This window comes from Streptococcus parasanguinis (assembly GCF_964238605.1).
Lineage (GTDB): Bacteria > Bacillota > Bacilli > Lactobacillales > Streptococcaceae > Streptococcus > Streptococcus parasanguinis_AJ.
Map to the genome: position 1 here is coordinate 163,255 of NZ_CAXSMM010000004.1, position 21,491 is coordinate 184,745.

The following is a 21,491-nucleotide window of genomic DNA, read 5'->3' on the forward strand; positions in this document are numbered from 1 at the left end:
CTCCGCCAGTAGGACTCGAACCTACGACATCATGATTAACAGTCATGCGCTACTACCAACTGAGCTATGGCGGAATGAGATATAGTCCGTACGGGATTCGAACCCGTGTTACCGCCGTGAAAAGGCGGTGTCTTAACCCCTTGACCAACGGACCATATATTCATTAACAGAACATATCCCATTATATCAAAATTTAACTAATTGTCAAGCACTAAATTCTAAATTTTGCTCTTCAATTAATTTTTTGGCACGTTTGATATTGCTTCTTGAGATTGGACAAGAATAGCCTTCTTTCAACAGTAGCTGTTTCTTTTTCTTATCCATTCCAATGATCATACTTCTATTCACGATAAAAGATTGATGGGGACTGAAATATCTCTCCTCCACATCTTTCTCCAAGACATCTGATAAACTTCCCGCAATTTCTTTTTGAAAATTTTTCCCAACTAAGTTTAATTTATAAGCCGAACCAACAGTTTCAATATAAAGAATATCCTTAAATGGAATTTTTATCTTTTTATCCTTAAAGTCATACTCAAAATAATCTGTCAAATCATCATTTCCAATTTGAATAGTCGTTAGGTACTCAATACACTCCTTAATTTTTAATCTAAATAAATCTTCATTCAAATTTTTATCAATAAAATCTAAGGCAGATACTTTATAACGATAGGTAATCGAAGCGAATTCTGATTTTGTAGTAATAAAAACAATAATGGCATAAGGATTTGCTTCTCGTATTTTTTGAGCAATTTCCAGCCCACAATACTCATTGTCTTGGATATGAATATCTAGAAAATATAATTGGTGGATATCCGAATGCTGGATATAATTTTCAAATTCCGAAATTTTACCGGTAGAAATCACTTCAAGTTTAATTTCTAATTCCTTAGCAATTTCTGCAATATGTTTTTCTACCCGTATCTGTTGAGAGAGCTCATCTTCTAATAAAAAAATCTTCATTCTTGTTCGTATCCTCCAATCTTCAAAACTTGTAAAAAACGATTTCCTTGCAATTCCGTTTCTAAAAACATCGTTCCATAATTTGCTAAGATTTTTCTCACATTATTTAATCCTAGTCCTCTATTTTCTCCTTTTGTTGAATAGCCTTCTTCATATATTTTTCTAATATCAAAAGTGATTTCATTTGTTGTATTATGAATCACTAAGTAAACAATTTTTGAAATAGAGAAAATAGCAATATGAACTTTCTTTTCTTCTGCTTCTTTTGAAGCTTCCAAAGCGTTTGTCACTAGAATCCCAACGATTCTCACGATATCTAATAAATCAACTGGTAGTTGCTCGATTGGTTCACTCGTTTCAAAGGTCATTTCTACCCCAGCATCTCTTGCATCCAACCAGCCTCGAATCAAAATACTTCGTAAAGCAGAATCTTTGATATTGACCAAGTTGAATCCTGATAATGCTTCTGTATTGATCTCTTTATAACCTTTTTCCAATACTTCTCTATGGATTCTCTGTATTTCTGGAATATTTTCTTCCTCAATGGCTAACGACATAGAAATAACTAAATTTCCCAAATCATGACGAAATCCCCTGACAATAGAATAGAGACTTTGAATTTCAGCCATATACCGACTCATTTGTTGCTCAGAAAATTCTTTATACTCCAGTTCTAAATTTTTACGATACTGATCTCGCTCGATTTTCATATGGAATAAGCTGACTACAAAAGAGAAAAAACAAATCGTCGCCAACATACTCCCAAAATTTTTATATTGCGCTTGTTCACTAATCCATAAAGCAAAATTAATCACTACAAATATAGCAAAATAGACACAGATGAGTCTCTTTAAATATTTTTCAAATTCTTTCTCATAAAAAGGAGTGAAATCAAATTCAAATAGGTCAATTAACTTCAAAATGATTCCTAAAGAAAGCAAACGAATACACATATTGTAGACAATCGAGTAAGCTGCTACAACAGCATCCCCCAATACTGAAGAGACAATTATCGTCAGAAAAGTTGCTGTTCCTTCAACCGCTAAATAAGTAAAAAAAGAATAAAAAATGGCGCACAAGCGATTCGTCCGATTGGCATAATGATAATAAGGATATAAATAAACCGGCCATAAGAGCATATTTAAATCAGAGAGTCGAATATTTGAAAATAAAGTCACATCTAAAAATACTAAGAGACTTTCAAAAAGAAGAACAAAGGTGCTCAGCAGAAAGATAAATGCAAATTGATGTTCCTGATAGATTTTTTCGTCCACTAATGCAAACGTCAGAACAATGATCCCTCCCAAGAGAAAAGACAAGATTAATGACTGAATCACACAAACTCTCCCACTTTGTTTTTTCTATTTTATTATACTCTAGTATTATTATAAAAAAATAAAATTTTATATACAAAAAATTATAATATAAAATAGCCTAAAATTAAAGGGAAACGATAAAATTGTAATCTTTTTAATGTTTTTGTTACATGAATGAAAACTATTTTACACAATTTATATAATCTACACTTTGCACTATATAGGGATTGTTAGTTCTTTTTTTAAATATTCCTAATAAATCATTTCATTACTATTTGTCTATAGTGAAGTATACAAAAATTAATAGATAATGAAAATTTATACATTTTTACATAAAAGAAAAGATGCAGCAAAAGCTGCATCTTTCATTTGATCCCAGCAGGATTCGAACCTGCGACCGTTCGCTTAGAAGGCGAATGCTCTATCCAGCTGAGCTATGAGACCGAACTTACTTCATTTTAGCAGAAAAAGGAAGGAGCGTCAAGGTTATTTATGGTAAGGACTCCCCTGTTGAATCATGAAAGCACGATAGATTTGTTCCACCAACACTAATTTCATCAACTGATGAGGAAGAGTTAATTGACCAAAGCTCATTAATAGATTTCCTCTTTTTTTCACTTCAGGAGACAGACCAAGACTGCCTCCAATAACAAAAGTAAGGTTTGAATAACCAGATGTCATAATCTGGTCAATCGTTTGACTAAATTTCTCTGAAGGAAATTGTTTTCCTTCGATGGCTAATACAATCACATATTCCTTATCTGAAATCTTAGAGAGAATTCGTTCCCCCTCTTTTTCAAGGATTTGTTGATTTTCGAGTTGACTGGCACGATCTGGAGTTTTTTCATCAACTAACTCAACCTGTTCTACTTTTGCAAATCGAGCAAGCCTTTTAATATACTCCGCGATCCCATCTTTTAAGTATTTTTCTTTTAATTTTCCAACGGTTATCAATTTAATTTTCATTCCCCTATTGTAGCATAATTCTTCAATTCCACAAATAATCCACAGCTATAGAAAGGAAATCTATTCTATAAAGTCCTTTTTAAAGCCATTTCTCAACTAAATTCTACAAGTTATCCACAATTTGTGGATAACTTTAGTTATTTAAGATATAATTAAGAAAGTTTTTCTATACTTTAGACAATTTGATATCCTTAGGAGGAAAATATGAAATCTTCATCTAATTTACTGAAAAAACTCGGAAACATAACCCTCATTTTCGTTGTAGGTTTTCTAGGTGGGATTCTTGGAACCTTTTTAACCTTACAAACCTCTCATTCTTCTACTTCAAATACTGAAAGTAAGCAAGTACACTCAACCACTGTTAAAACAGCTTATAAAAATACAACCTCAACTAGTGAGGCCGTAGACAAGGTGAAAAATGCTGTGGTTTCTGTGATTACTTATTCTGATTCTTCGAATCAAGGGCTATTTGAAAAAGAAGAAAACTCTGACTCACAAATTTCTAGTGAAGGTTCTGGGGTCATTTATAAAAAAGAAGGAAAATATGCCTACCTTGTTACCAATACCCATGTGATCAATGGTGCTAAAAAAGTAGATATTCTTTTAGCAGATGGGAATAAAGTCCCCGGAGAAGTAGTTGGGTCAGATGTCTATTCTGATATTGCAGTCGTTCGCATTAGTGCAGATAAAGCAAAGGCAGTAGCTGAATTCGGAGATTCAAACCAATTAACGGTCGGTGAGACTGCAATTGCAATTGGTAGCCCTCTTGGAACAGATTATGCTAATTCTGTTACCCAAGGGATTATTTCCAGCCAAGGCCGCAATGTGAAATTGAAAGCCGATAATGGACAAAATATCTCTACACGCGCCTTACAAACAGACGCAGCCATCAACCCAGGAAACTCTGGAGGTCCATTAATCAATATTCAAGGACAAGTCATCGGGATTACCTCAAGTAAAATTTCAAATAACGGACAAACTTCAGTAGAAGGAATGGGATTTGCAATTCCTGCAAATGATGTTGTCAATATTATCAAGCAGCTAGAAGAAAAAGGAAAAGTAGTTCGACCAGCTCTTGGAATCCAAATGATGGATTTATCCAACCTTTCAACTTCTGATTTAAGCCAATTAAAACTTCCTGAAAAAATCTCTGGAGGAGTACTGGTTCGTTCAACACTTGAAAATATGCCTGCTTCAGATAAATTGCAACGTTATGATGTCATCACAAAGATCGATGATACAACTATCGAGTCAACGGCAGATTTACAATCCGCCCTCTATTCTCACCAAATCAATGATACGATCAAGGTCACATTCTATCGTGATGGAAAACAACAAACAACTTCTATCAAGTTGACAAAATCAACTGAGGATCTGAGCGATTAACTTTCACTTTCTTGACATACTTGTAAACACACCTTTACGAATTTGTAAAGGTGTGTTATTCTATTCATAAGATGGAAAAATTAGAAAAAATAGCGGTAAAGGACATTCGAACCAATCCTTTCCAACCAAGAAAAGTATTTGATCAAGAAAAATTAGAAGAACTGGCTCAGTCAATCAAAGAAAATGGCTTAATTCAACCCATTATTGTCAGAAAATCTCCAATAATTGGTTTTGAATTGCTTGCAGGTGAAAGACGTTTTAGAGCTTCAAAAATTGCTGGATTAGAGCTTGTTCCTGCGATTATTAAAGAGTTAACGGATCAAGAAATGATGCGACAAGCCATTATTGAAAATCTTCAACGAGAAGATCTCAATCCAATTGAAGAAGCTATCTCCTACCAGAAGCTCGTTGATCATGGCTATAAGCACGACCAAATCGCTCAATTTATGGGGAAATCTAGACCCTATATCAGCAATATGCTTCGCTTGTTACATCTAGCCCCCTCTGTTCAAGAAGCAGTCATTCAAAATGATATTTCTTCGGCTCACGCGCGTGTTCTTGTTCCTCTTGATGAAGAAGAGCAGCGCTTTTGGTTGGAGCGAATCAAACAGGATCATTTAAATGTTCGAACATTAGAAAACAAGATTAGTTCAAAAAGAAAACAGAAAAAACAAAAAGCAAAAGAGAGCTTCCTACTAGAAGAGGAACAACGATTGAAAAAAATATTAGGAACAGATGTGACGATACACTCCTCTTCTCAAAATAAAGGAACTATCCAAATTTCTTTTTCCAGTCTTGATGAATACCAACGAATTATCAACAGCCTTAAATAAGGCTGTTATTTTTATTTTTTGTATTGACAAGCTTTTCCACCATAAAAATCTTTTGTAAATAGCAGAAAAATAAGGATATTCTCTAGTTATCCCCACTTTGTGGATAACTTTTAAAAACAATGTGAATTTAAATCCACAACTTGTGGAAAAGTTTAAAACTATAATTTAATTTCATGAAATTTAGCCTGTGGAAAACTATTTTTGTTTGTGGTAGAATAGGAGTACGTATGATTTGATACAATTCAAGAAAAGGAGGGAAGTCTGATAGTGTCACAAGAAGAGCAATTTTGGTCTCGTTTTTTAGAATTAGCCCAATTACAACTAAAAGATAGTGCCTATGATTTTTTTGTTGCCGATTCAAAATTAGTCAAAATCGATGGAGAGACGGCAACCATTTATCTTGATGGAAATTATAAAGAATTATTTTGGGAAACAAATCTAAAAAATGCTTTGATCACAGCCAGCTTTGAAGTCTACAATACAGATTTGAAGTTTCATTTCGTTTTTGAAGATACCGAAGAAATTCCTAGTAGTCATAGCGGTGAGAATAGGAGATTATCTTCAGGTAGCTTAACAACCGAACCGTTGCCTAAAATTGATACAGGTCTGAAATCAAAGTACACCTTTGATAATTTTGTGCAAGGGGATGGAAATATTTGGGCGAAAGCAGCAGCGCTTGCAGTTTCTGAAAATCTTGCAACAACTTACAACCCTCTCTTTATCTATGGTGGACCAGGGCTTGGAAAGACTCACCTATTGAACGCAATTGGAAATCAAATCCTAGAAAATATTCCAAATGCACGGGTTAAGTATGTTCCAGCAGAAACCTTTATTAATGAATTTTTAGAACACCTTCGATTAGGAGAAATGAAGACGTTCAAGAATACCTATCGAAGTCTTGATCTCTTACTGATCGATGATATCCAGTCACTCGGCGGGAAAAAAGTCACGACTCAAGAGGAATTCTTTAATACCTTTAATGCCCTCCATAGCGACAACAAACAGATTGTTCTAACAAGCGATCGAAGTCCGGATCATTTAGATAGTCTTGAAGAGCGGCTGGTTACTCGTTTCAAATGGGGACTAACGCAAAATATAACACCACCTGATTTTGAAACTCGGATTGCCATCTTACGGAATAAAATTGAAGATCTAGACTATATTTTTCCTAATGACACACTGGAATATCTAGCAGGTCAGTTTGATTCAAATGTCCGAGACTTAGAAGGTGCCTTAAATGATATTTCTTTAATGGCGAAGGTGAAAAAACTAAAAGAAATTACGATCGATGTTGCAGCTGAAGCTATTCGAGCTCGTAAAAACGATAATAGCAAGACGCTTGTCATCCCCATTGAAAAAATTCAGGAAGCAGTTGGAGCCTTTTATGGAGTCAGTGTAAAAGAAATCAAAGGTTCTCGAAGAGTTCAGAATATTGTCCTAGCACGACAAGTGGCCATGTATCTTTCAAGAGAGATGACGGACAACTCACTTCCTCGAATCGGAAAAGAATTCGGTGGAAAAGACCACACGACTGTCATTCATGCTTATGAAAAAATTAAAAGTATGGTCGACACAGATGATAATCTACGACTCGAAATTCAAAGTATCAAGAAAAAGTTAAATTAATCTGTGGATAACTTCCTCTAAACTTCTAAGGGTTATGCACAATTTTTAAACAAGTAACTTTTTAAGTCATAGATAGGATTCTGAGACTTTTCCACAACTTCCACACAACCTACTATTACTATTAACTTACTAATCATAAAATAAATAAAAGGAATGACCATGATAAATTTTTCTATTAACAAAACTTTATTTTTACAAGCACTAAATACTACCAAAAGAGCGATCAGTTCAAAAAATGCTATTCCAATCCTTTCCACGATTAAAATTGATGTCACTCCAGAAGGAGTTGCCTTATCAGGATCGAATGGCCAAATTTCAATCGAAAACTTTATTTCTATCAAAGACGAAAATGCTGGTTTACTAGTGACCTCTCCAGGTTCTATTTTATTGGAAGCAACTTTCTTTATTAATGTGGTTTCAAGTTTACCAGATGTTACTTTAGATTTTAAAGAGATTGAACAAAAACAGGTTCTTTTAACAAGTGGAAAATCAGAAATTACACTTAAAGGAAAAGATGCAGATCAATATCCACGTATTCAAGAAATTGCTGCAAGTAATCCATTAGTTTTGGAAACAAAATTATTAAAACAATTAATTAATGAAACAGCATTTGCAGCAAGTGTACAAGAAAGTCGGCCAATTTTGACAGGTGTTCACTTTGTTCTATCGGATAATAAAGAGCTAAAAACAGTAGCAACAGACTCTCACCGTATGAGTCAAAAAGTGATTACACTGGAGAAAAATGGAGACAACTTTGATGTTGTCATCCCAAGTCGCTCTCTTCGTGAATTCACCTCTGTCTTTTCTGATGATATTGAAACAGTTGAAGTTTTCTTTGCTAACAATCAAATCCTATTTAGAAGTGAACACATTAGTTTTTATACCCGTTTGCTAGAAGGAAATTATCCTGATACAGACCGTCTCATTCCAACAGAATTCAATACAGAGGCAACCTTCAATGTGGCCAACCTTCGATTTGCAATGGAGCGTGCTCGTCTTCTTTCAAATGCGACTCAAAACGGAACGGTTAAATTAGAGTTCAAAAATGGAGTGGTTTCTTCTCACGTTCATTCACCAGAAGTTGGGCGAGTAAATGAAGAGATCGATACGAGCGCCGTTTCAGGAGAGGATTTGTCTATTAGCTTTAATCCAACTTATTTGATTGAAGCGCTCAAAGCTATTGACAGTGAACAAGTTGTGATTCGTTTTATTTCTTCTGTTAGACCGTTTACATTGGTTCCAGAAGGAAATGAACAAGGGTTCATTCAATTGATTACGCCAGTTCGCACAAATTAACAAAGGTGAATCATGTATACGTTAGGTGATTTTGTAGAAATGAAAAAGCCTCACGCTTGTGTGATTAAAGAAACAGGCAAGAAGGCAAATCGTTGGGAAATTACGCGACTTGGTGCAGACATAAAAATCAAGTGTAGCAATTGTGATCATGTGGTCATGATGAGTCGCCATGATTTTGAACAGAAAATGAAGAAAGTACTATAAAAGGTTCAGTCACTTATGTGACCGAACCTTTTCGATTATTTTAATTCTTCAAATTTTCCATTTTTAACTTCTTTGAAACCACCCTGTTTCATCATATCAAAAGTTGATTTGAAGCTGATATAGTCGACTTTTTTATCTTTTTGTGTCGTTACTAATTTCTTTTCAATTAGCTGATCTAAGTCTGCCTTTTCATAATTTAGTGTTGTTTTTTCAACCATATAATCATCTTTATATTCAGCAGAATGTGTGAATCCTTTGACATCTTTGTATTCTTCATCATATTTATCGATCATTTCCTTTAATTGATCTTTCGTAACTCCCGCCTCTTTGTAATAAATAGTAGTGGTGGTTTGGTTACTGATCGCTTTATCACCTTTATGTTCTAGTGTAATACGAACATCTGTTTTCTTTTCTTGGTTGATTGCCTGAAGATAGGATTTTTGAACAGATTGTTGTCCACAAGCTCCAAGAAGAAAGAGAGTAAAGATAGCGATTAAAGAAAGAAAAATAGATTTCCATGTTTGTTTTTTCATCTGAAAAACTCCTTTGTTCATTGTTAAATATAGTATACCATTTTTATCTTTTTAGAACGTTACAGTTTGATGAAAAAATCTAGTTTCAAAGGTCATGAAATATTTTATTTTTCATTACTTGTCTTTTGAATTATGTTATAATAAAAGAGATTGAAATTTGAACGGAGAAAAAAGAAAAATGGCATTAACAGCAGGTATCGTTGGCTTACCAAACGTTGGTAAATCAACCCTATTTAACGCAATTACAAAAGCAGGAGCAGAGGCCGCAAACTATCCCTTTGCAACCATTGATCCAAACGTCGGGATGGTAGAAGTTCCAGATGAACGCCTCCAAAAATTGACGGAAATGATTACTCCTAAGAAGACAGTTCCGACTACTTTTGAATTTACAGATATTGCTGGGATTGTGAAAGGAGCTTCTAAAGGGGAAGGACTTGGTAATAAATTCTTGGCCAATATCCGTGAAGTAGATGCTATTGTCCATGTGGTGCGTGCTTTTGATGATGAAAATGTCATGCGGGAGCAAGGTCGTGAAGATGCCTTTGTTGATCCACTGGCAGATATTGATACTATCAATTTAGAATTAATTTTAGCCGACCTAGAGTCTGTCAATAAACGCTATGCGCGTGTAGAAAAAATCGCTCGTACACAAAAAGATAAGGATTCTGTTGCGGAATTTAATGTTCTACAAAAAATCAAACCAGTTCTTGAAGATGGTAAATCAGCTCGGACCATTGAATTCACTGAGGAAGAACAAAAAGTGGTGAAAGGACTTTTCCTTTTGACTACCAAACCAGTTCTTTATGTAGCCAATGTGGATGAAGATGTTGTTGTAGATCCAGATTCTATCGAGTATGTGAAACAAATTCGTGACTTTGCGGCAACAGAGAACGCGGAAGTCGTGGTGATTTCTGCGCGTGCTGAGGAAGAAATTTCTGAGCTAGATGATGCAGATAAACAAGAATTTTTAGAGGCGATTGGCCTGACAGAGTCTGGAGTTGATAAACTTACGCGTGCAGCTTATCACTTGTTGGGACTTGGCACTTATTTCACAGCTGGTGAAAAAGAAGTGCGTGCTTGGACCTTCAAACGTGGCATGAAAGCTCCTCAAGCAGCTGGAATCATCCACTCCGATTTTGAAAAAGGATTTATTCGTGCCGTGACCATGTCCTATGATGATTTGGTCAAATACGGTTCTGAAAAGGCTGTAAAAGAAGCAGGACGCTTGCGCGAAGAAGGAAAAGAATATGTTGTCCAAGATGGGGACATCATGGAATTCCGTTTTAATGTATAAGAGAGTTAAAAAGATGTAAAGGTTGGAAAAAATATTTCCAACCCTTTTAGTGTTTTGAAAGGAAAGAGATGACGAAATTAATTGTTGGATTGGGAAATCCAGGTGATAAGTATTTTGAAACCAAACACAATGTAGGCTTTATGTTAGTTGATCAAATGGCAAAGTCTTTAAATCTTACTTTCTCCCATGATAAGATTTTTCAAGCTGATATCGCCTCAACATTTTTGAATGGAGAAAAGGTCTATTTTGTAAAGCCGACCACTTTCATGAATGAGAGTGGAAAAGCAGTCCATGCCCTTCTGACTTATTATGGTCTGGATATTGAAGATCTTTTGGTTATTTACGATGATTTAGATATGGAAGTTGGTAAGATTCGTCTTCGAGCGAAAGGATCAGCTGGAGGTCATAACGGAATCAAATCGATTATCAATCATATTGGAACTCAGACTTTTTATCGAATTAAGATTGGAATTGGAAGACCTAAGCAGGGCATGTCAGTTGTTCATCATGTATTAGGAAAATTTGATAAAGACGATTACATCACTATTCTACAAACAATCGATCGAGTAGAAGAAGCGGTTAACGATTACTTGGTAGAAGAAAATTTTGAAAGAAGCATGCAGAAATACAACGGGTAAGTAGATGAATGTAATTGATTTAGTGAGTCAAAACTCCAACCTTCTATCCTGGCAACAAGGTTTGCAAAAAAATAATAGGGAATTGATCTTAGGATTATCTGCGACCACAAAGGCTATTGTAATGGCTTCAGCCTTTGATTCTATTGAAAAAGCAGTCCTCATCACTTCCAGTTATAACGAAGCAGAACGATTGGCCAGTGATTTTATTGCCTTACTTGGAGAAGAGAAAGTCCATACATTTTTGGGAGATGATAACCCTTTAGCAGAATTTGTTTTTGCTTCACAAGAAAGGCAATTTGCACGATTAGAGGCTTTGAACTTTTTATTCCAAGAAGGTCGTCAAGGCATCCTTGTGACCAATGTGAGTGGTATAAAACTACTATTACCTTCTCCTAAAGTTTTTGCATCTAGCATTTTTCAATTGAAGGTTGGTCAAGAAATAGACTTAACTACTCTGAGTGAAACATTACAGAAGATTGGCTACCAAAAGGTGAGCCAAGTTTTGCAACAGGGAGAGTTTAGTCTACGAGGAGATATTTTAGATATCTTTGAGATCGACCAACTCCAACCCTATCGGATTGAATTTTTCGGAGATGAGATTGATGGAATCCGAATCTTTGACCCCGAAAGCCAGCGTTCTGTTGAAAATGTTGAAGAAGTTCAACTGAAAGCAGTGAGTGATCTATTATTGCAAGAGGAAGATTTCATCTGTGGTCAGAAGCAAATCGAACAATTGCAAGAACAGAGTGCAAATGAAGAATTTAAATCTTATCTAGCAGAAATTCTGGGAGATATTTCTCAAAGGAAACTCCATCCGGATCTTAGAAAATTTATTAGTTTCTTTTACGAGAAGCAATATACCCTATTCGATTATCTCCCTAAACACACTCCAGTCTTTCTGGATGATTATCAAAAAATAGCAGATCAAATAGCGAGATTTGAACTAGATACAGCTAATCTCTTGACGGAAGATTTACATAAAAATAGAGCTTCTTCTCGCCAAGTGTATTTTGCAGACACCAGTACAACATTACGAAAATATACGCCTGCAACTTATTTTTCAAACTTTCAAAAAGGATTGGGAAATCTGAAGTTTGATCATTTGTATCAATTCAATCAATATCCCATGCAGGAGTTTTTTGGACAATTTGATTTACTAAAAGAGGAAATTGAACGGTATCGAAAATCAAACTATACTGTTATTGTCCAAGCAACTTCTCATCACAATCTTCAACAGCTCCATAAAAATTTAGAAGAGTATGGGATTCGATTAGATTATATTGATGGGGATACGATCATTCCTCAAGCTAGTCAATTAGTCGTTGGAGGATTAGCTCACGGTTTTCAATTTGTTGATGAAAAAATTGTCTATATTACAGAATCAGAGATTTATCAGAAAAAGATCAAACGAAAGATTCGCAGGCAAAATATTTCCAATGCAGAACGCCTAAAAAATTATAATGAACTGGAAAAAGGGGACTATGTTGTTCACCAAGTTCATGGTATTGGTCAATATTTGGGAATTGAAACGATTGAAATTTCGGGTGTCCATCGTGATTATGTTTCAATTCAATATCAAAATGGAGATCGCATCTCGATTCCTGTCGATCAGATTCAGATGTTGTCCAAATACGTTGCAAGTGATGGAAAAACGCCAAAAATTAACAAGTTAAATGATGGGCGTTTCCAAAAAACAAAGCAAAAGGTTCAGACCCAGGTGGAGGACATTGCGGATGATTTGATAAAACTTTATGCGGAGCGTAGTCAATTAGAAGGCTTTGCCTATTCCCAAGATGATGAAAACCAAGAGGCTTTTGAACAAGATTTTCCATATATTGAAACAGATGACCAATTACGTTCCATTGAAGAAATCAAAAAAGATATGGAATCGAATCGTCCGATGGACCGATTGCTGGTTGGAGACGTCGGTTTTGGGAAAACAGAGGTCGCTATGCGAGCAGCCTTTAAGGCAGTAAATGATCATAAACAAGTAGCAGTGTTGGTTCCTACCACTGTTCTTGCCCAACAACATTATGCCAATTTTAAGGAGCGTTTTGAATCTTTTGCAGTAGAGGTTGCTGTTTTAAGTCGTTTCCAGAGTAAGGCAGAGCAGAAAGAAACGCTTGAAAAGTTGAAAAAAGGACGAGTGGATATTATTATTGGAACTCACCGGCTCTTGTCCAAAGATGTTGTTTTTTCAGACTTAGGCTTAATCGTGATCGATGAAGAACAACGTTTTGGAGTGAAGCACAAAGAAACCTTGAAAGAATTGAAAAAAAAGGTGGATGTGCTTACCTTGACAGCTACCCCTATACCTCGAACTCTTCATATGTCTATGCTAGGAATTCGAGATTTGTCTGTCATCGAAACACCTCCGACCAATCGGTATCCTGTGCAAACTTTTGTACTAGAGACCAATCCAACCATTATTCGAGATGCTGTGTTGCGGGAGATGGATCGTGGAGGACAGGTCTATTATCTTTACAATAAGGTAGATACAATTGAACAAAAAGTGTCTGAATTAAAAGAGTTGATTCCAGAGGCTTCGATTGGCTTTGTTCATGGCCAGATGAGTGAAGTTCGCCTGGAAAATACCCTGTTGGATTTCATTAATGGCGAATACGATGTCTTAGTGACGACAACCATTATTGAGACAGGTGTGGATATTCCAAATGCCAATACACTCTTTATTGAAAATGCGGATCATATGGGGCTTTCAACGCTTTATCAACTAAGAGGTCGTGTGGGACGAAGCAATCGAATTGCTTATGCTTATTTGATGTATCGTCCAGACAAATCTCTTACAGAAGTGTCTGAAAAACGTTTAGAAGCTATTAAAGGTTTTACTGAGTTGGGTTCTGGATTTAAAATTGCTATGCGAGATTTATCGATCCGTGGAGCAGGGAATATCCTTGGAGCTTCTCAATCTGGTTTCATCGATTCAGTTGGTTTTGAAATGTATTCTCAATTGTTAGAAGAAGCTATTGCTAAGAAACAAGGCCAAGAGCATCGCAGGCAAAAGAGTAATGCAGAGTTGAACCTTCAAATAGATGCGTATTTACCTAATGAATATATTTCAGATCAACGTCAAAAAATTGAAATTTACAAACAAATTCGTGAAATGAATTCTGCGACAGACTATGAGTACTTGCAAGATGAATTGATCGATCGTTTTGGAGAATACCCAGATGTTGTGGCCTACCTACTAGAAATTGGTTTAGTGAAAGCTTACTTGGATCAAGTATTTGTCCGTCTTGTTGAGAGAAAACAACAAAAAGTGACAGTGAAATTTGAACCTATTGCCAAACAACTGTTTTTAACACAGGATTATTTCAAAGCTCTGTCAATGACACAGTTAAAGGCACAGATTGCAGAAGAAAAGGGATTGATTGAAGTGATTTTCGATATTCGAAACAAGAAAGATTTTGAAATTTTAGAAGCTCTGAAGCAATTTGGTCAAACCTTATTGGAAATTAAACAAGAAAAAGAAGAGGACTAGCAGTTCTTAGCTCATTTTTCGCATTTTATGTATAAAAAATGATACAATACTATGTTAGAGGTGACAGTATGAGATTAGATAAATATTTAAAAGTTTCTCGCATTATTAAGCGTCGTCCTGTTGCAAAGGAAGTTGCAGATAAAGGGCGAATCAAAGTCAATGGAGTATTAGCCAAAAGTTCAACGGATTTGAAAGTGAATGATCAAATTGAAGTTCGTTTTGGAAATAAAGTATTGACAGTTAAAGTCTTGGAAATGTTGGATAGTACAAAAAAAGAAGATGCATCCAAAATGTACGAAATAATTAGTGAAACAAGGATAGAAGAAGATGCCTAAAAATATCGTTCAAATGAACAATAAATATATCAAAGACGAAAGTCAGCGAAAACGTTTTTTAGAAGAAGAAAGAAAAAAACGCAATCGTTTTCTGGGTCTCGTCTTGATATTGGTCATGTTACTATTTATTCTTCCAACTTATAATTTAGCCCAGAGCTATCAATCGCTACAAGATAAAAAAGAACAATATAAACAGTTGGAAAAAGAGTATAAAGAAACAAGTGAACAAAAAGAATACCAACAAGACATCGCTAAAAAATTAAAAGACGATGATTATGCAACAAAATATGCACGCGCAAAGTATTCTTTTTCAAAAGATGGTGAATATGTTTATACCATCCCAGATTTACTCCCCCAATAACCGATGGAAAATATCTTACAAACAGTTAAACAATTTCTTGAATTTTCGGATGAAAAATTAGAGGAATTAAAAAAGAAAAACCAAATGATTAAACTTCAAAAGGATGAAAAGGAAAGGAATACAGGTGTCTAAACGATTTCTGCTCCTATTGTTAGTTCCAATTTTATTTATTGGGTCTCAAGCAGCGAGTGTCGAGCAGTCTGAGTCTTCTCAGACAATGGCTCATCCATCAGAACTTTATTTTTCTTCAATTCCAGCGAACCCTAATGTCTATCGCAAAATTTCTGTTTTTTCTGATCCTCAGTTGAAAAAAGCAAAAGGAGAAATTCTTCCCAACACACCGTTTACAATCGAACAACTCTTTGTAAATGATGAAGGGAAAGCTGTATTTAAAATAGCAGATAAAGGATATGTATTAGCAGATTCTTCTGTCATTTTTTCTGATGTTGTACAAGAAACACAAGAAAAAAAACAAGACATGTGGCTAAAACCTGGTTTTAAAGTGTATGACCGACCCTTAATAAATGGTGCAAAAGAAAAAAATACACCTCTTTCTCCTTATACAAAAGTGACAGTCTTACGTACAGCTAAGACTTTACGAGATGAATTTGTGGAGATTGAAGGTCAGGGCTGGGTGAACAAAGCATTCGTTACTGAAAAAGATAATCGAATGGAAAAAGTCCAGGACTTGTTAAATAGTAAATACAATTCTCCTTCGTATGGAATCTATGTAAAACAATTAGAGACTGGAAATACTGCTGGAATCAATCCGCAAAAAGAAATGTATTCTGCCAGTGTAACGAAATTACCATACTTGTACTACGTCCAAGAACAGCTCAATAAAAAAGCCATTTCTCCAACTACAACCTACAAATATATTCCAGAAGTCAATGATTTCAAAGGTGGCTATGAACCAGAAGGAAGTGGTAGCCTTTCAAAAACACCAGATGGAAAAGAATATAGTGTTCAAGAGTTGGTAGATAAAATTGCAAAAGAATCAGATAATGTTGGACATAATATCTTGAATTATTATGTCACTCATCAATCAGATCAAGACTTCCAAAAAACTTTGGATAGGATTGCAAAGAAACATTGGGATGTTGAAAAAAGAGAAGCATCCGCTGAAATGGCTGGCAATGTCATGGAGGCTGTCTATCAACAAAATGGCCCTATTATTGATGCACTCTCCTCTACAAAATATGATGATCAACGGATTGCGCGTGACCTTCCAGTAAAAGTTGCTCATAAAATCGGAGATGCCTATGATTTTAGACATGATGTTGCAATTGTATATACAAATTCACCCTATGTAATAGCCATTTTTACAGATCATTCGAATTATGATACGATTTCCAACATTTCAAAAGATATCTATGAGGTATTGAAATAATGGAAAAGCGATTTTTAGAGTTTTGTGAAAAACAAGATCTATTTACTCCCCATCGCCGTGTTTTAGTTGCCTTATCTGGTGGATTGGATTCAATGAATCTGTATGAACTTTTATATAAGAATAAAGAACGATTGAAAATCCATCTGGTACTCGCTCATGTCAATCATGGACAAAGACCAGAATCGGATTTAGAAGAAAGTGAACTTCGAACGCTAGCTGATAGGCGAGAGACACGTATCCATGTGGCTCACTATTCGGGTGATTTTACAGAAGCAAAAGCTCGTACCTTTCGTTATGATTTTTTTAAACAGATTATGGAGAAAGAGGATTGCACCGCTTTAGTAACAGGTCATCATGCAAACGATCAAGCCGAAACAACTTTCATGCGCTTAATACGAGGAACAAAATTACGCCATTTAAGTGGTATTCCTGTACGCCAACCATTTGGTAAGGGTGAGTTAATCCGTCCTTTGTTAACTTTTACCAAAGATGAGTTGATGAAAATCCCTCACTTTGAAGACAGTAGCAATGACTCACAGGACTATTTTCGAAATCGTGTACGCCATCAATACCTTCCAGAATTTGAAAAAGAAAATCCCCAAATGCAAGCAAGTCTTCGCTATTTAGCAGAGGAAGTGAATCATTGGCACCAAGCACTAAAAGAATTGACTAGCAAGTTAAGCATTCAAGATTTAGCTTCTTTTAGAACGTATTCTCATTCTGTACAATCATTCTTATTAGAAGAGTATTTGGCACAATTTCCAGATTTGCAACTTGGTAGGGCCCAGTTTCAAGAATTATTAGATTTACTGCGAAAAAAAAGAAATTGCATTCATTATTTAAAGTCGAATTATGAACTACATCAAGAATATGATTTCTTTGAAATACGAAAAATCAGTCAAAAGTCGGATGACCAACCCCTTCCTTTTTTGTTAGAATTTGGGAATATCTTTGATATTGCAAATTATAAACTATCTTTTGGACAACCATTAGTAGGGGAAAATGTAGAAATTCTTTCTGTTTCACGCGAAACTCCCATCTTAATTAGAGGGAGAAAGGAAGGAGATCACCTGCTTGTTAATGGCCACCATCAAAAATTAAGACGGTGGTTTATCAACCATAAAATTCCAATTTCGCTTCGACAAAAAGCTCTCATTATAGAACAGAATCATAATATTCTTTCTGTAGTGGGATTGGTAACGAGTGATTTGAGTAAGCTCTCAAAAAGTGGTATAATGAAAGATAGTCTTTATATTCAAAAAATAGATAGGTAAAAACATGTTAGAAAAAGATATAAAAAAAGTATTGGTTTCACATGATGAAATTGTAGAAGCAGCAAAGAAATTGGGTGAAACCCTAACAAAAGAGTACCAAGGGAAAAATCCAATTTTTGTTGGAATTTTGAAAGGCTCTGTTCCATTTATGGCAGAGTTGATCAACCACGTGGATACACATATTGAATTGGATTTTATGCTGGTTTCAAGTTATCATGGTGGTACGGCAAGCTCAGGTATTATTAATATTATCAAGGATATCGACCAAGATATTACTGGTAGAGATATTTTATTTGTAGAAGATATTATCGATACAGGTAAAACCCTCAAGAGTCTAAAAGAACTCTTTGAAGAACGAAATGCAGCATCTGTGAAGATTGCTACCTTACTGGATAAACCTGAAGGACGTTTGGTTGAGATTGAAGCAGATTACACCTGCTTTACGATTCCAAATGAGTTTGTTGTAGGATATGGTTTAGACTATGATGAAAATTATCGTAACCTACCCTATGTTGGTGTATTAAAAGAGGAAGTGTACTCAAAATAGAGGAGACTAGATGAATAACAGAAAAAATAACGGTTTTGTCCGAAATCCATTTCTGTATTTGTTGATTATTGTAGCGGCTGTGACAGGATTCCAGTACTTTTTTGCGGGTAATGGGGTTGGTCAAAGTCAGCAAATCAACTACACAGAATTGGTCAAAGAAATTAAAAATGATAATGTAAAAACGATCAGTTACCAACCAAATGGTAGTGTGATTGAAATTGCAGGTACCTATAATAAAGCAAAAGAATCAAAAGAAGATACAGGAATTCAATTTTTTACCCCAAGTGTTCAAAAAGTATCTCGCTTTACTAGTGTCATCCTTCCATCTGATATCACCGTCAATGAATTACAAAAATTAGCAGCTGACCACAAAGCAGAAATCACCATTAAGCGTGAGAGCTCAAGTGGCATGTGGATAACAATTCTCACTTCAATTGTTCCATTTGTTATTGTCATGTTCTTCTTCTTCTCAATGATGAACCAAGGTGGTGGCGGAGGTGCCAGAGGTGCCATGAACTTTGGTCGTAATAAAGCCCGCGCTGCTAATAAAGAAGATATTAAAGTTCGTTTTTCAGATGTAGCAGGAGCTGAAGAAGAAAAACAAGAACTTGTTGAAGTTGTTGAATTTTTAAAAGATCCAAAACGCTTTACTAAATTGGGTGCAAGAATCCCAGCAGGTGTGCTTCTTGAAGGCCCTCCCGGAACTGGTAAAACCCTTTTAGCAAAAGCAGTAGCTGGTGAAGCTGGAGTGCCATTCTTCAGTATCTCTGGTTCTGACTTCGTTGAAATGTTTGTCGGAGTCGGTGCTAGCCGGGTTCGTTCACTTTTTGAAGATGCTAAAAAAGCAGCACCAGCCATTATCTTTATCGATGAAATTGATGCTGTTGGGCGCCAGCGTGGTGTAGGTCTTGGTGGCGGAAATGATGAACGTGAACAAACCCTCAACCAGCTCTTGATTGAGATGGATGGTTTTGAAGGCAACGAAGGAATCATTGTTATCGCAGCAACTAACCGTTCTGATGTCCTTGACCCTGCCCTTCTTCGTCCTGGCCGTTTTGACCGTAAAGTATTGGTTGGACGTCCAGATGTGAAAGGTCGTGAGGCAATTCTTCGTGTTCATGCTAAGAATAAGCCACTTGCTCAAGATGTGGACTTGAAATTGGTTGCTCAACAAACACCAGGATTTGTCGGTGCTGATCTCGAAAATGTTTTGAACGAAGCAGCCTTGGTTGCAGCTCGTCGAAATAAAAAAGTAATTGATGCTGCTGATATCGATGAAGCAGAAGATCGTGTTATTGCAGGTCCATCTAAGAAAGATCGGACGATTTCACAAAAAGAACGTGAAATGGTTGCTTATCACGAAGCTGGTCATACAATCGTTGGCCTGGTCTTATCAAATGCTCGTGTAGTTCATAAAGTTACGATTGTTCCACGTGGTCGTGCAGGCGGTTACATGATTGCCCTTCCTAAAGAAGATCAAATGTTACTTTCTAAAGAAGATATGAAAGAACAATTAGCTGGGCTCATGGGAGGACGTGTTGCCGAAGAAATTATTTTCAATTCGCAAACAACGGGTGCTTCAAATGACTTTGAACAAGCTACCCAAATGGCGCGTGCAATGGTGACAGAATATGGTATGAGTGAAAAACTTGGACCGGTCCAATATGAAGGAAATCATGCAATGTTTGGTGCTCAAAGCCCACAAAAAATGATTTCAGAACGAACAGCTTACGAAATTGATGAAGAAGTTCGTAGTCTGTTGAATGAAGCCCGTAATAAAGCGGCAGAAATTATTCAAGGAAATAGAGAAACGCATAAACTAATTGCGGAAGCTCTATTAAAATATGAAACCTTGGATAGTGTTCAAATTAAATCATTATATGAAACAGGAAAAATGCCTGAAAATTCAGAGCATGAATTAGAAGAAGAAGCAAAACCTCTATCATATGATGAGATTAAGTCAAAATTAGAAGAAAATAACTAATTCAAAAGAAGGAAAATATTTCCTTCTTTTTTTATTAAAAAAGTGTTGACAGAGTAAAAATATTCTGTATAATAGAATATGTTGTAAAAATGGTCCGTTGGTCAAGGGGTTAAGACACCGCCTTTTCACGGCGGTAACACGGGTTCGAATCCCGTACGGACTATCGATGAACTGTCACCAAGTGGCAGTTTTTTTGTGTATTTGGACAAAATAATTAAAAATAATAACCAAATAGTTAAAAAAACGTGCAGAATAGAAAAAAAGTCCAATGGGCTTCTTTATTTTTATAAAATACAGATAAAAGTAAAGGAGAGCTTATGGAATTTAATAAAATGTATCAAAAAGTAAAATATATCGTAAGAAAATGTGAAAAAGAATATTATATTCAATTATGGGAAAAGGATGATTGGGAACAAGAAGGACAGCTAACACTCTTTGAACTTTATCAAAAAAATCCTGAAATTGAAACAAATGAAGAATTACTTTATACATATTTTAAAACAAAATTTAGAAATCATATTAAAGATAAAATAAGACAACAGGAAAGTGATAAGAGAAAAATAAATAGACTTCCATATATTGAAATTGGAGAAATTAGTCACAGAATTTCATCAAGAAAAATATATTTAGATGAGCTGGTTGTTCTTAGAGATGCATTAAAACGTTTTAAAGAAAAATTAACCGTAAAAGAAAAAGAACAATATGAAGCATTACTAGCAAACAGAAGATGTCTAGGAAAAACAAAAATGAAAAAGAAATTAGAGAACTATCTGAAGGATTTTAAAAATACAATTTAAGAACTGAAAGTTGACAGTGTATAAATGAACTTTCAAAAAAATAAATTTTTTTGAGAAAAAGTGTTGACAGTAAGGGTAGGTCATGATATACTAATATAGTTGTCGCGCGAGAGCGACAAAGACCTTTGAAAACTGAACAAGACGAACCAATGTGCAGGGCGCTATAACTAAGGTTATAGTAACTGAACAATAAAAAAACAATAAATCTGTCAGTGACAGAATGAGTTTAAGACAAACAATTATTTTAAT

20 protein-coding genes and 4 tRNA genes are annotated in these 21,491 nt (G+C 35.4%); 17 read left to right on the forward strand and 7 right to left on the reverse strand.

Translation table 11 applies throughout. The annotated features are described in order from the left end of the window. The 6 genes from ACESR9_RS04990 to rlmH form a co-directional block, all read right to left on the reverse strand. Positions 1-74 (reverse strand) — tRNA-Asn (locus ACESR9_RS04990). Between the two features lie 8 nt (positions 75-82). Continuing rightward, positions 83-154 (reverse strand) — tRNA-Glu (locus ACESR9_RS04995). Between the two features lie 50 nt (positions 155-204). Beyond that, a complete protein-coding gene (locus ACESR9_RS05000) occupies positions 205-963 on the reverse strand; it encodes a response regulator transcription factor (RefSeq protein ID WP_003009229.1) in 759 nt (252 codons plus the stop codon). Beyond that, positions 960-2,300 (reverse strand): sensor histidine kinase, encoded by a 1,341-nt coding sequence (locus ACESR9_RS05005; protein WP_049473259.1) that lies wholly within the window; start codon positions 2,298-2,300, stop codon positions 960-962. Before ACESR9_RS05005 ends, ACESR9_RS05000 begins: the two co-directional genes overlap by 4 nt. 349 nt (positions 2,301-2,649) lie before the next feature. Further along, a tRNA-Arg gene (locus ACESR9_RS05010) sits at positions 2,650-2,723 on the reverse strand. A 42-nt stretch (positions 2,724-2,765) separates the two neighbouring features. Further along, positions 2,766-3,245 carry a 23S rRNA (pseudouridine(1915)-N(3))-methyltransferase RlmH gene (gene rlmH, locus ACESR9_RS05015; RefSeq protein WP_373105853.1) on the reverse strand — a complete coding sequence of 160 codons (480 nt, stop codon included), beginning with the start codon at positions 3,243-3,245 and terminating at the stop codon, positions 2,766-2,768. A 204-nt stretch (positions 3,246-3,449) separates the two neighbouring features. Between rlmH and htrA the strand changes: the two genes are divergently transcribed. The 5 genes from htrA to ACESR9_RS05040 all read left to right on the forward strand — a co-directional run bounded on the left by htrA (position 3,450) and on the right by ACESR9_RS05040 (position 8,590). Further along, positions 3,450-4,631, forward strand: coding sequence for a serine protease HtrA (htrA, locus tag ACESR9_RS05020; RefSeq protein WP_254728708.1), 1,182 nt, complete (start codon positions 3,450-3,452; stop codon positions 4,629-4,631). Between the two features lie 71 nt (positions 4,632-4,702). Further along, positions 4,703-5,464 (forward strand): ParB/RepB/Spo0J family partition protein, encoded by a 762-nt coding sequence (locus tag ACESR9_RS05025; RefSeq protein WP_070464819.1) that lies wholly within the window; start codon positions 4,703-4,705, stop codon positions 5,462-5,464. Positions 5,465-5,731: 267 nt separating this feature from the next. After that, positions 5,732-7,090: a chromosomal replication initiator protein DnaA gene (gene dnaA, locus ACESR9_RS05030; protein ID WP_031574821.1), complete on the forward strand. Its 1,359-nt coding sequence runs from the start codon at positions 5,732-5,734 to the stop codon at positions 7,088-7,090. A 159-nt stretch (positions 7,091-7,249) separates the two neighbouring features. Next, entirely contained in the window at positions 7,250-8,386 is a 1,137-nt protein-coding gene (dnaN, locus tag ACESR9_RS05035) for a DNA polymerase III subunit beta (protein WP_021154169.1), read from the forward strand. Between the two features lie 12 nt (positions 8,387-8,398). Beyond that, positions 8,399-8,590, forward strand: coding sequence for a DUF951 domain-containing protein (locus ACESR9_RS05040; RefSeq protein WP_003002008.1), 192 nt, complete (start codon positions 8,399-8,401; stop codon positions 8,588-8,590). Positions 8,591-8,625: 35 nt separating this feature from the next. Here ACESR9_RS05040 and ACESR9_RS05045 read toward each other — a convergent pair whose 3' ends face one another. Beyond that, positions 8,626-9,123, reverse strand: coding sequence for a DUF1307 domain-containing protein (locus tag ACESR9_RS05045; RefSeq protein WP_031574824.1), 498 nt, complete (start codon positions 9,121-9,123; stop codon positions 8,626-8,628). A 178-nt stretch (positions 9,124-9,301) separates the two neighbouring features. On the opposite strand from ACESR9_RS05045, the gene ychF reads away from it, so the two are divergent. From ychF to ACESR9_RS05105, 12 genes are all read left to right on the forward strand, one after another. Next, entirely contained in the window at positions 9,302-10,417 is a 1,116-nt protein-coding gene (gene ychF, locus ACESR9_RS05050) for a redox-regulated ATPase YchF (RefSeq protein ID WP_373105857.1), read from the forward strand. Between the two features lie 68 nt (positions 10,418-10,485). Beyond that, the gene (gene pth / locus ACESR9_RS05055) at positions 10,486-11,055 is read left to right on the forward strand and encodes an aminoacyl-tRNA hydrolase (RefSeq protein ID WP_003009246.1); all 570 of its coding nucleotides are present in this window, start codon (positions 10,486-10,488) and stop codon (positions 11,053-11,055) included. Positions 11,056-11,059: 4 nt separating this feature from the next. After that, complete coding sequence (gene mfd, locus ACESR9_RS05060; protein ID WP_373105860.1) at positions 11,060-14,554, forward strand: transcription-repair coupling factor; 3,495 nt, start codon at positions 11,060-11,062, stop codon at positions 14,552-14,554. 68 nt (positions 14,555-14,622) lie between these two features. Next, positions 14,623-14,889, forward strand: coding sequence for an RNA-binding S4 domain-containing protein (locus ACESR9_RS05065; protein WP_003002258.1), 267 nt, complete (start codon positions 14,623-14,625; stop codon positions 14,887-14,889). Beyond that, the gene (locus ACESR9_RS05070; RefSeq protein WP_003009251.1) at positions 14,882-15,250 is read left to right on the forward strand and encodes an FtsB family cell division protein; all 369 of its coding nucleotides are present in this window, start codon (positions 14,882-14,884) and stop codon (positions 15,248-15,250) included. The genes ACESR9_RS05065 and ACESR9_RS05070 overlap by 8 nt, the downstream gene beginning before the upstream one ends. 3 nt (positions 15,251-15,253) lie before the next feature. After that, positions 15,254-15,382 (forward strand): SP_0009 family protein, encoded by a 129-nt coding sequence (locus ACESR9_RS05075; RefSeq protein ID WP_003009253.1) that lies wholly within the window; start codon positions 15,254-15,256, stop codon positions 15,380-15,382. Beyond that, positions 15,354-16,640, forward strand: coding sequence for a serine hydrolase (locus ACESR9_RS05080; RefSeq protein WP_373105863.1), 1,287 nt, complete (start codon positions 15,354-15,356; stop codon positions 16,638-16,640). The genes ACESR9_RS05075 and ACESR9_RS05080 overlap by 29 nt, the downstream gene beginning before the upstream one ends. Continuing rightward, positions 16,640-17,914 carry a tRNA lysidine(34) synthetase TilS gene (gene tilS / locus ACESR9_RS05085; protein ID WP_254728728.1) on the forward strand — a complete coding sequence of 425 codons (1,275 nt, stop codon included), beginning with the start codon at positions 16,640-16,642 and terminating at the stop codon, positions 17,912-17,914. Before ACESR9_RS05080 ends, tilS begins: the two co-directional genes overlap by 1 nt. 4 nt (positions 17,915-17,918) lie before the next feature. After that, complete coding sequence (gene hpt, locus ACESR9_RS05090; protein WP_003018402.1) at positions 17,919-18,461, forward strand: hypoxanthine phosphoribosyltransferase; 543 nt, start codon at positions 17,919-17,921, stop codon at positions 18,459-18,461. Between the two features lie 10 nt (positions 18,462-18,471). Further along, positions 18,472-20,445: an ATP-dependent zinc metalloprotease FtsH gene (gene ftsH, locus ACESR9_RS05095; protein ID WP_049473251.1), complete on the forward strand. Its 1,974-nt coding sequence runs from the start codon at positions 18,472-18,474 to the stop codon at positions 20,443-20,445. A gap of 91 nt (positions 20,446-20,536) precedes the next feature. Beyond that, positions 20,537-20,608 (forward strand) — tRNA-Glu (locus ACESR9_RS05100). A gap of 154 nt (positions 20,609-20,762) precedes the next feature. Continuing rightward, positions 20,763-21,242, forward strand: coding sequence for a sigma-70 family RNA polymerase sigma factor (locus ACESR9_RS05105; RefSeq protein ID WP_049473250.1), 480 nt, complete (start codon positions 20,763-20,765; stop codon positions 21,240-21,242). Positions 21,243-21,491: the final 249 nt, after the last annotated feature.

Bases quoted from the DNA above. Each gene is read 5' to 3' on its own strand.
- ychF (WP_373105857.1), top strand. From the start codon at position 9,302: ATGGCATTAACAGCAGGTATCGTTGGCTTACCAAACGTTGGTAAATCA.
- dnaN (WP_021154169.1), top strand. From the start codon at position 7,250: ATGATAAATTTTTCTATTAACAAAACTTTATTTTTACAAGCACTAAAT.
- pth (WP_003009246.1), top strand. From the start codon at position 10,486: ATGACGAAATTAATTGTTGGATTGGGAAATCCAGGTGATAAGTATTTT.
- ACESR9_RS05080 (WP_373105863.1), top strand. From the start codon at position 15,354: ATGAAAAGGAAAGGAATACAGGTGTCTAAACGATTTCTGCTCCTATTG.
- ftsH (WP_049473251.1), top strand. From the start codon at position 18,472: ATGAATAACAGAAAAAATAACGGTTTTGTCCGAAATCCATTTCTGTAT.
- ACESR9_RS05065 (WP_003002258.1), top strand. From the start codon at position 14,623: ATGAGATTAGATAAATATTTAAAAGTTTCTCGCATTATTAAGCGTCGT.
- mfd (WP_373105860.1), top strand. From the start codon at position 11,060: ATGAATGTAATTGATTTAGTGAGTCAAAACTCCAACCTTCTATCCTGG.
- rlmH (WP_373105853.1), bottom strand. From the start codon at position 3,245: ATGAAAATTAAATTGATAACCGTTGGAAAATTAAAAGAAAAATACTTA.
- ACESR9_RS05040 (WP_003002008.1), top strand. From the start codon at position 8,399: ATGTATACGTTAGGTGATTTTGTAGAAATGAAAAAGCCTCACGCTTGT.
- tilS (WP_254728728.1), top strand. From the start codon at position 16,640: ATGGAAAAGCGATTTTTAGAGTTTTGTGAAAAACAAGATCTATTTACT.
- ACESR9_RS05045 (WP_031574824.1), bottom strand. From the start codon at position 9,123: ATGAAAAAACAAACATGGAAATCTATTTTTCTTTCTTTAATCGCTATC.
- ACESR9_RS05070 (WP_003009251.1), top strand. From the start codon at position 14,882: ATGCCTAAAAATATCGTTCAAATGAACAATAAATATATCAAAGACGAA.
- hpt (WP_003018402.1), top strand. From the start codon at position 17,919: ATGTTAGAAAAAGATATAAAAAAAGTATTGGTTTCACATGATGAAATT.
- ACESR9_RS05075 (WP_003009253.1), top strand. From the start codon at position 15,254: ATGGAAAATATCTTACAAACAGTTAAACAATTTCTTGAATTTTCGGAT.
- ACESR9_RS05105 (WP_049473250.1), top strand. From the start codon at position 20,763: ATGGAATTTAATAAAATGTATCAAAAAGTAAAATATATCGTAAGAAAA.
- htrA (WP_254728708.1), top strand. From the start codon at position 3,450: ATGAAATCTTCATCTAATTTACTGAAAAAACTCGGAAACATAACCCTC.
- ACESR9_RS05025 (WP_070464819.1), top strand. From the start codon at position 4,703: ATGGAAAAATTAGAAAAAATAGCGGTAAAGGACATTCGAACCAATCCT.
- ACESR9_RS05000 (WP_003009229.1), bottom strand. From the start codon at position 963: ATGAAGATTTTTTTATTAGAAGATGAGCTCTCTCAACAGATACGGGTA.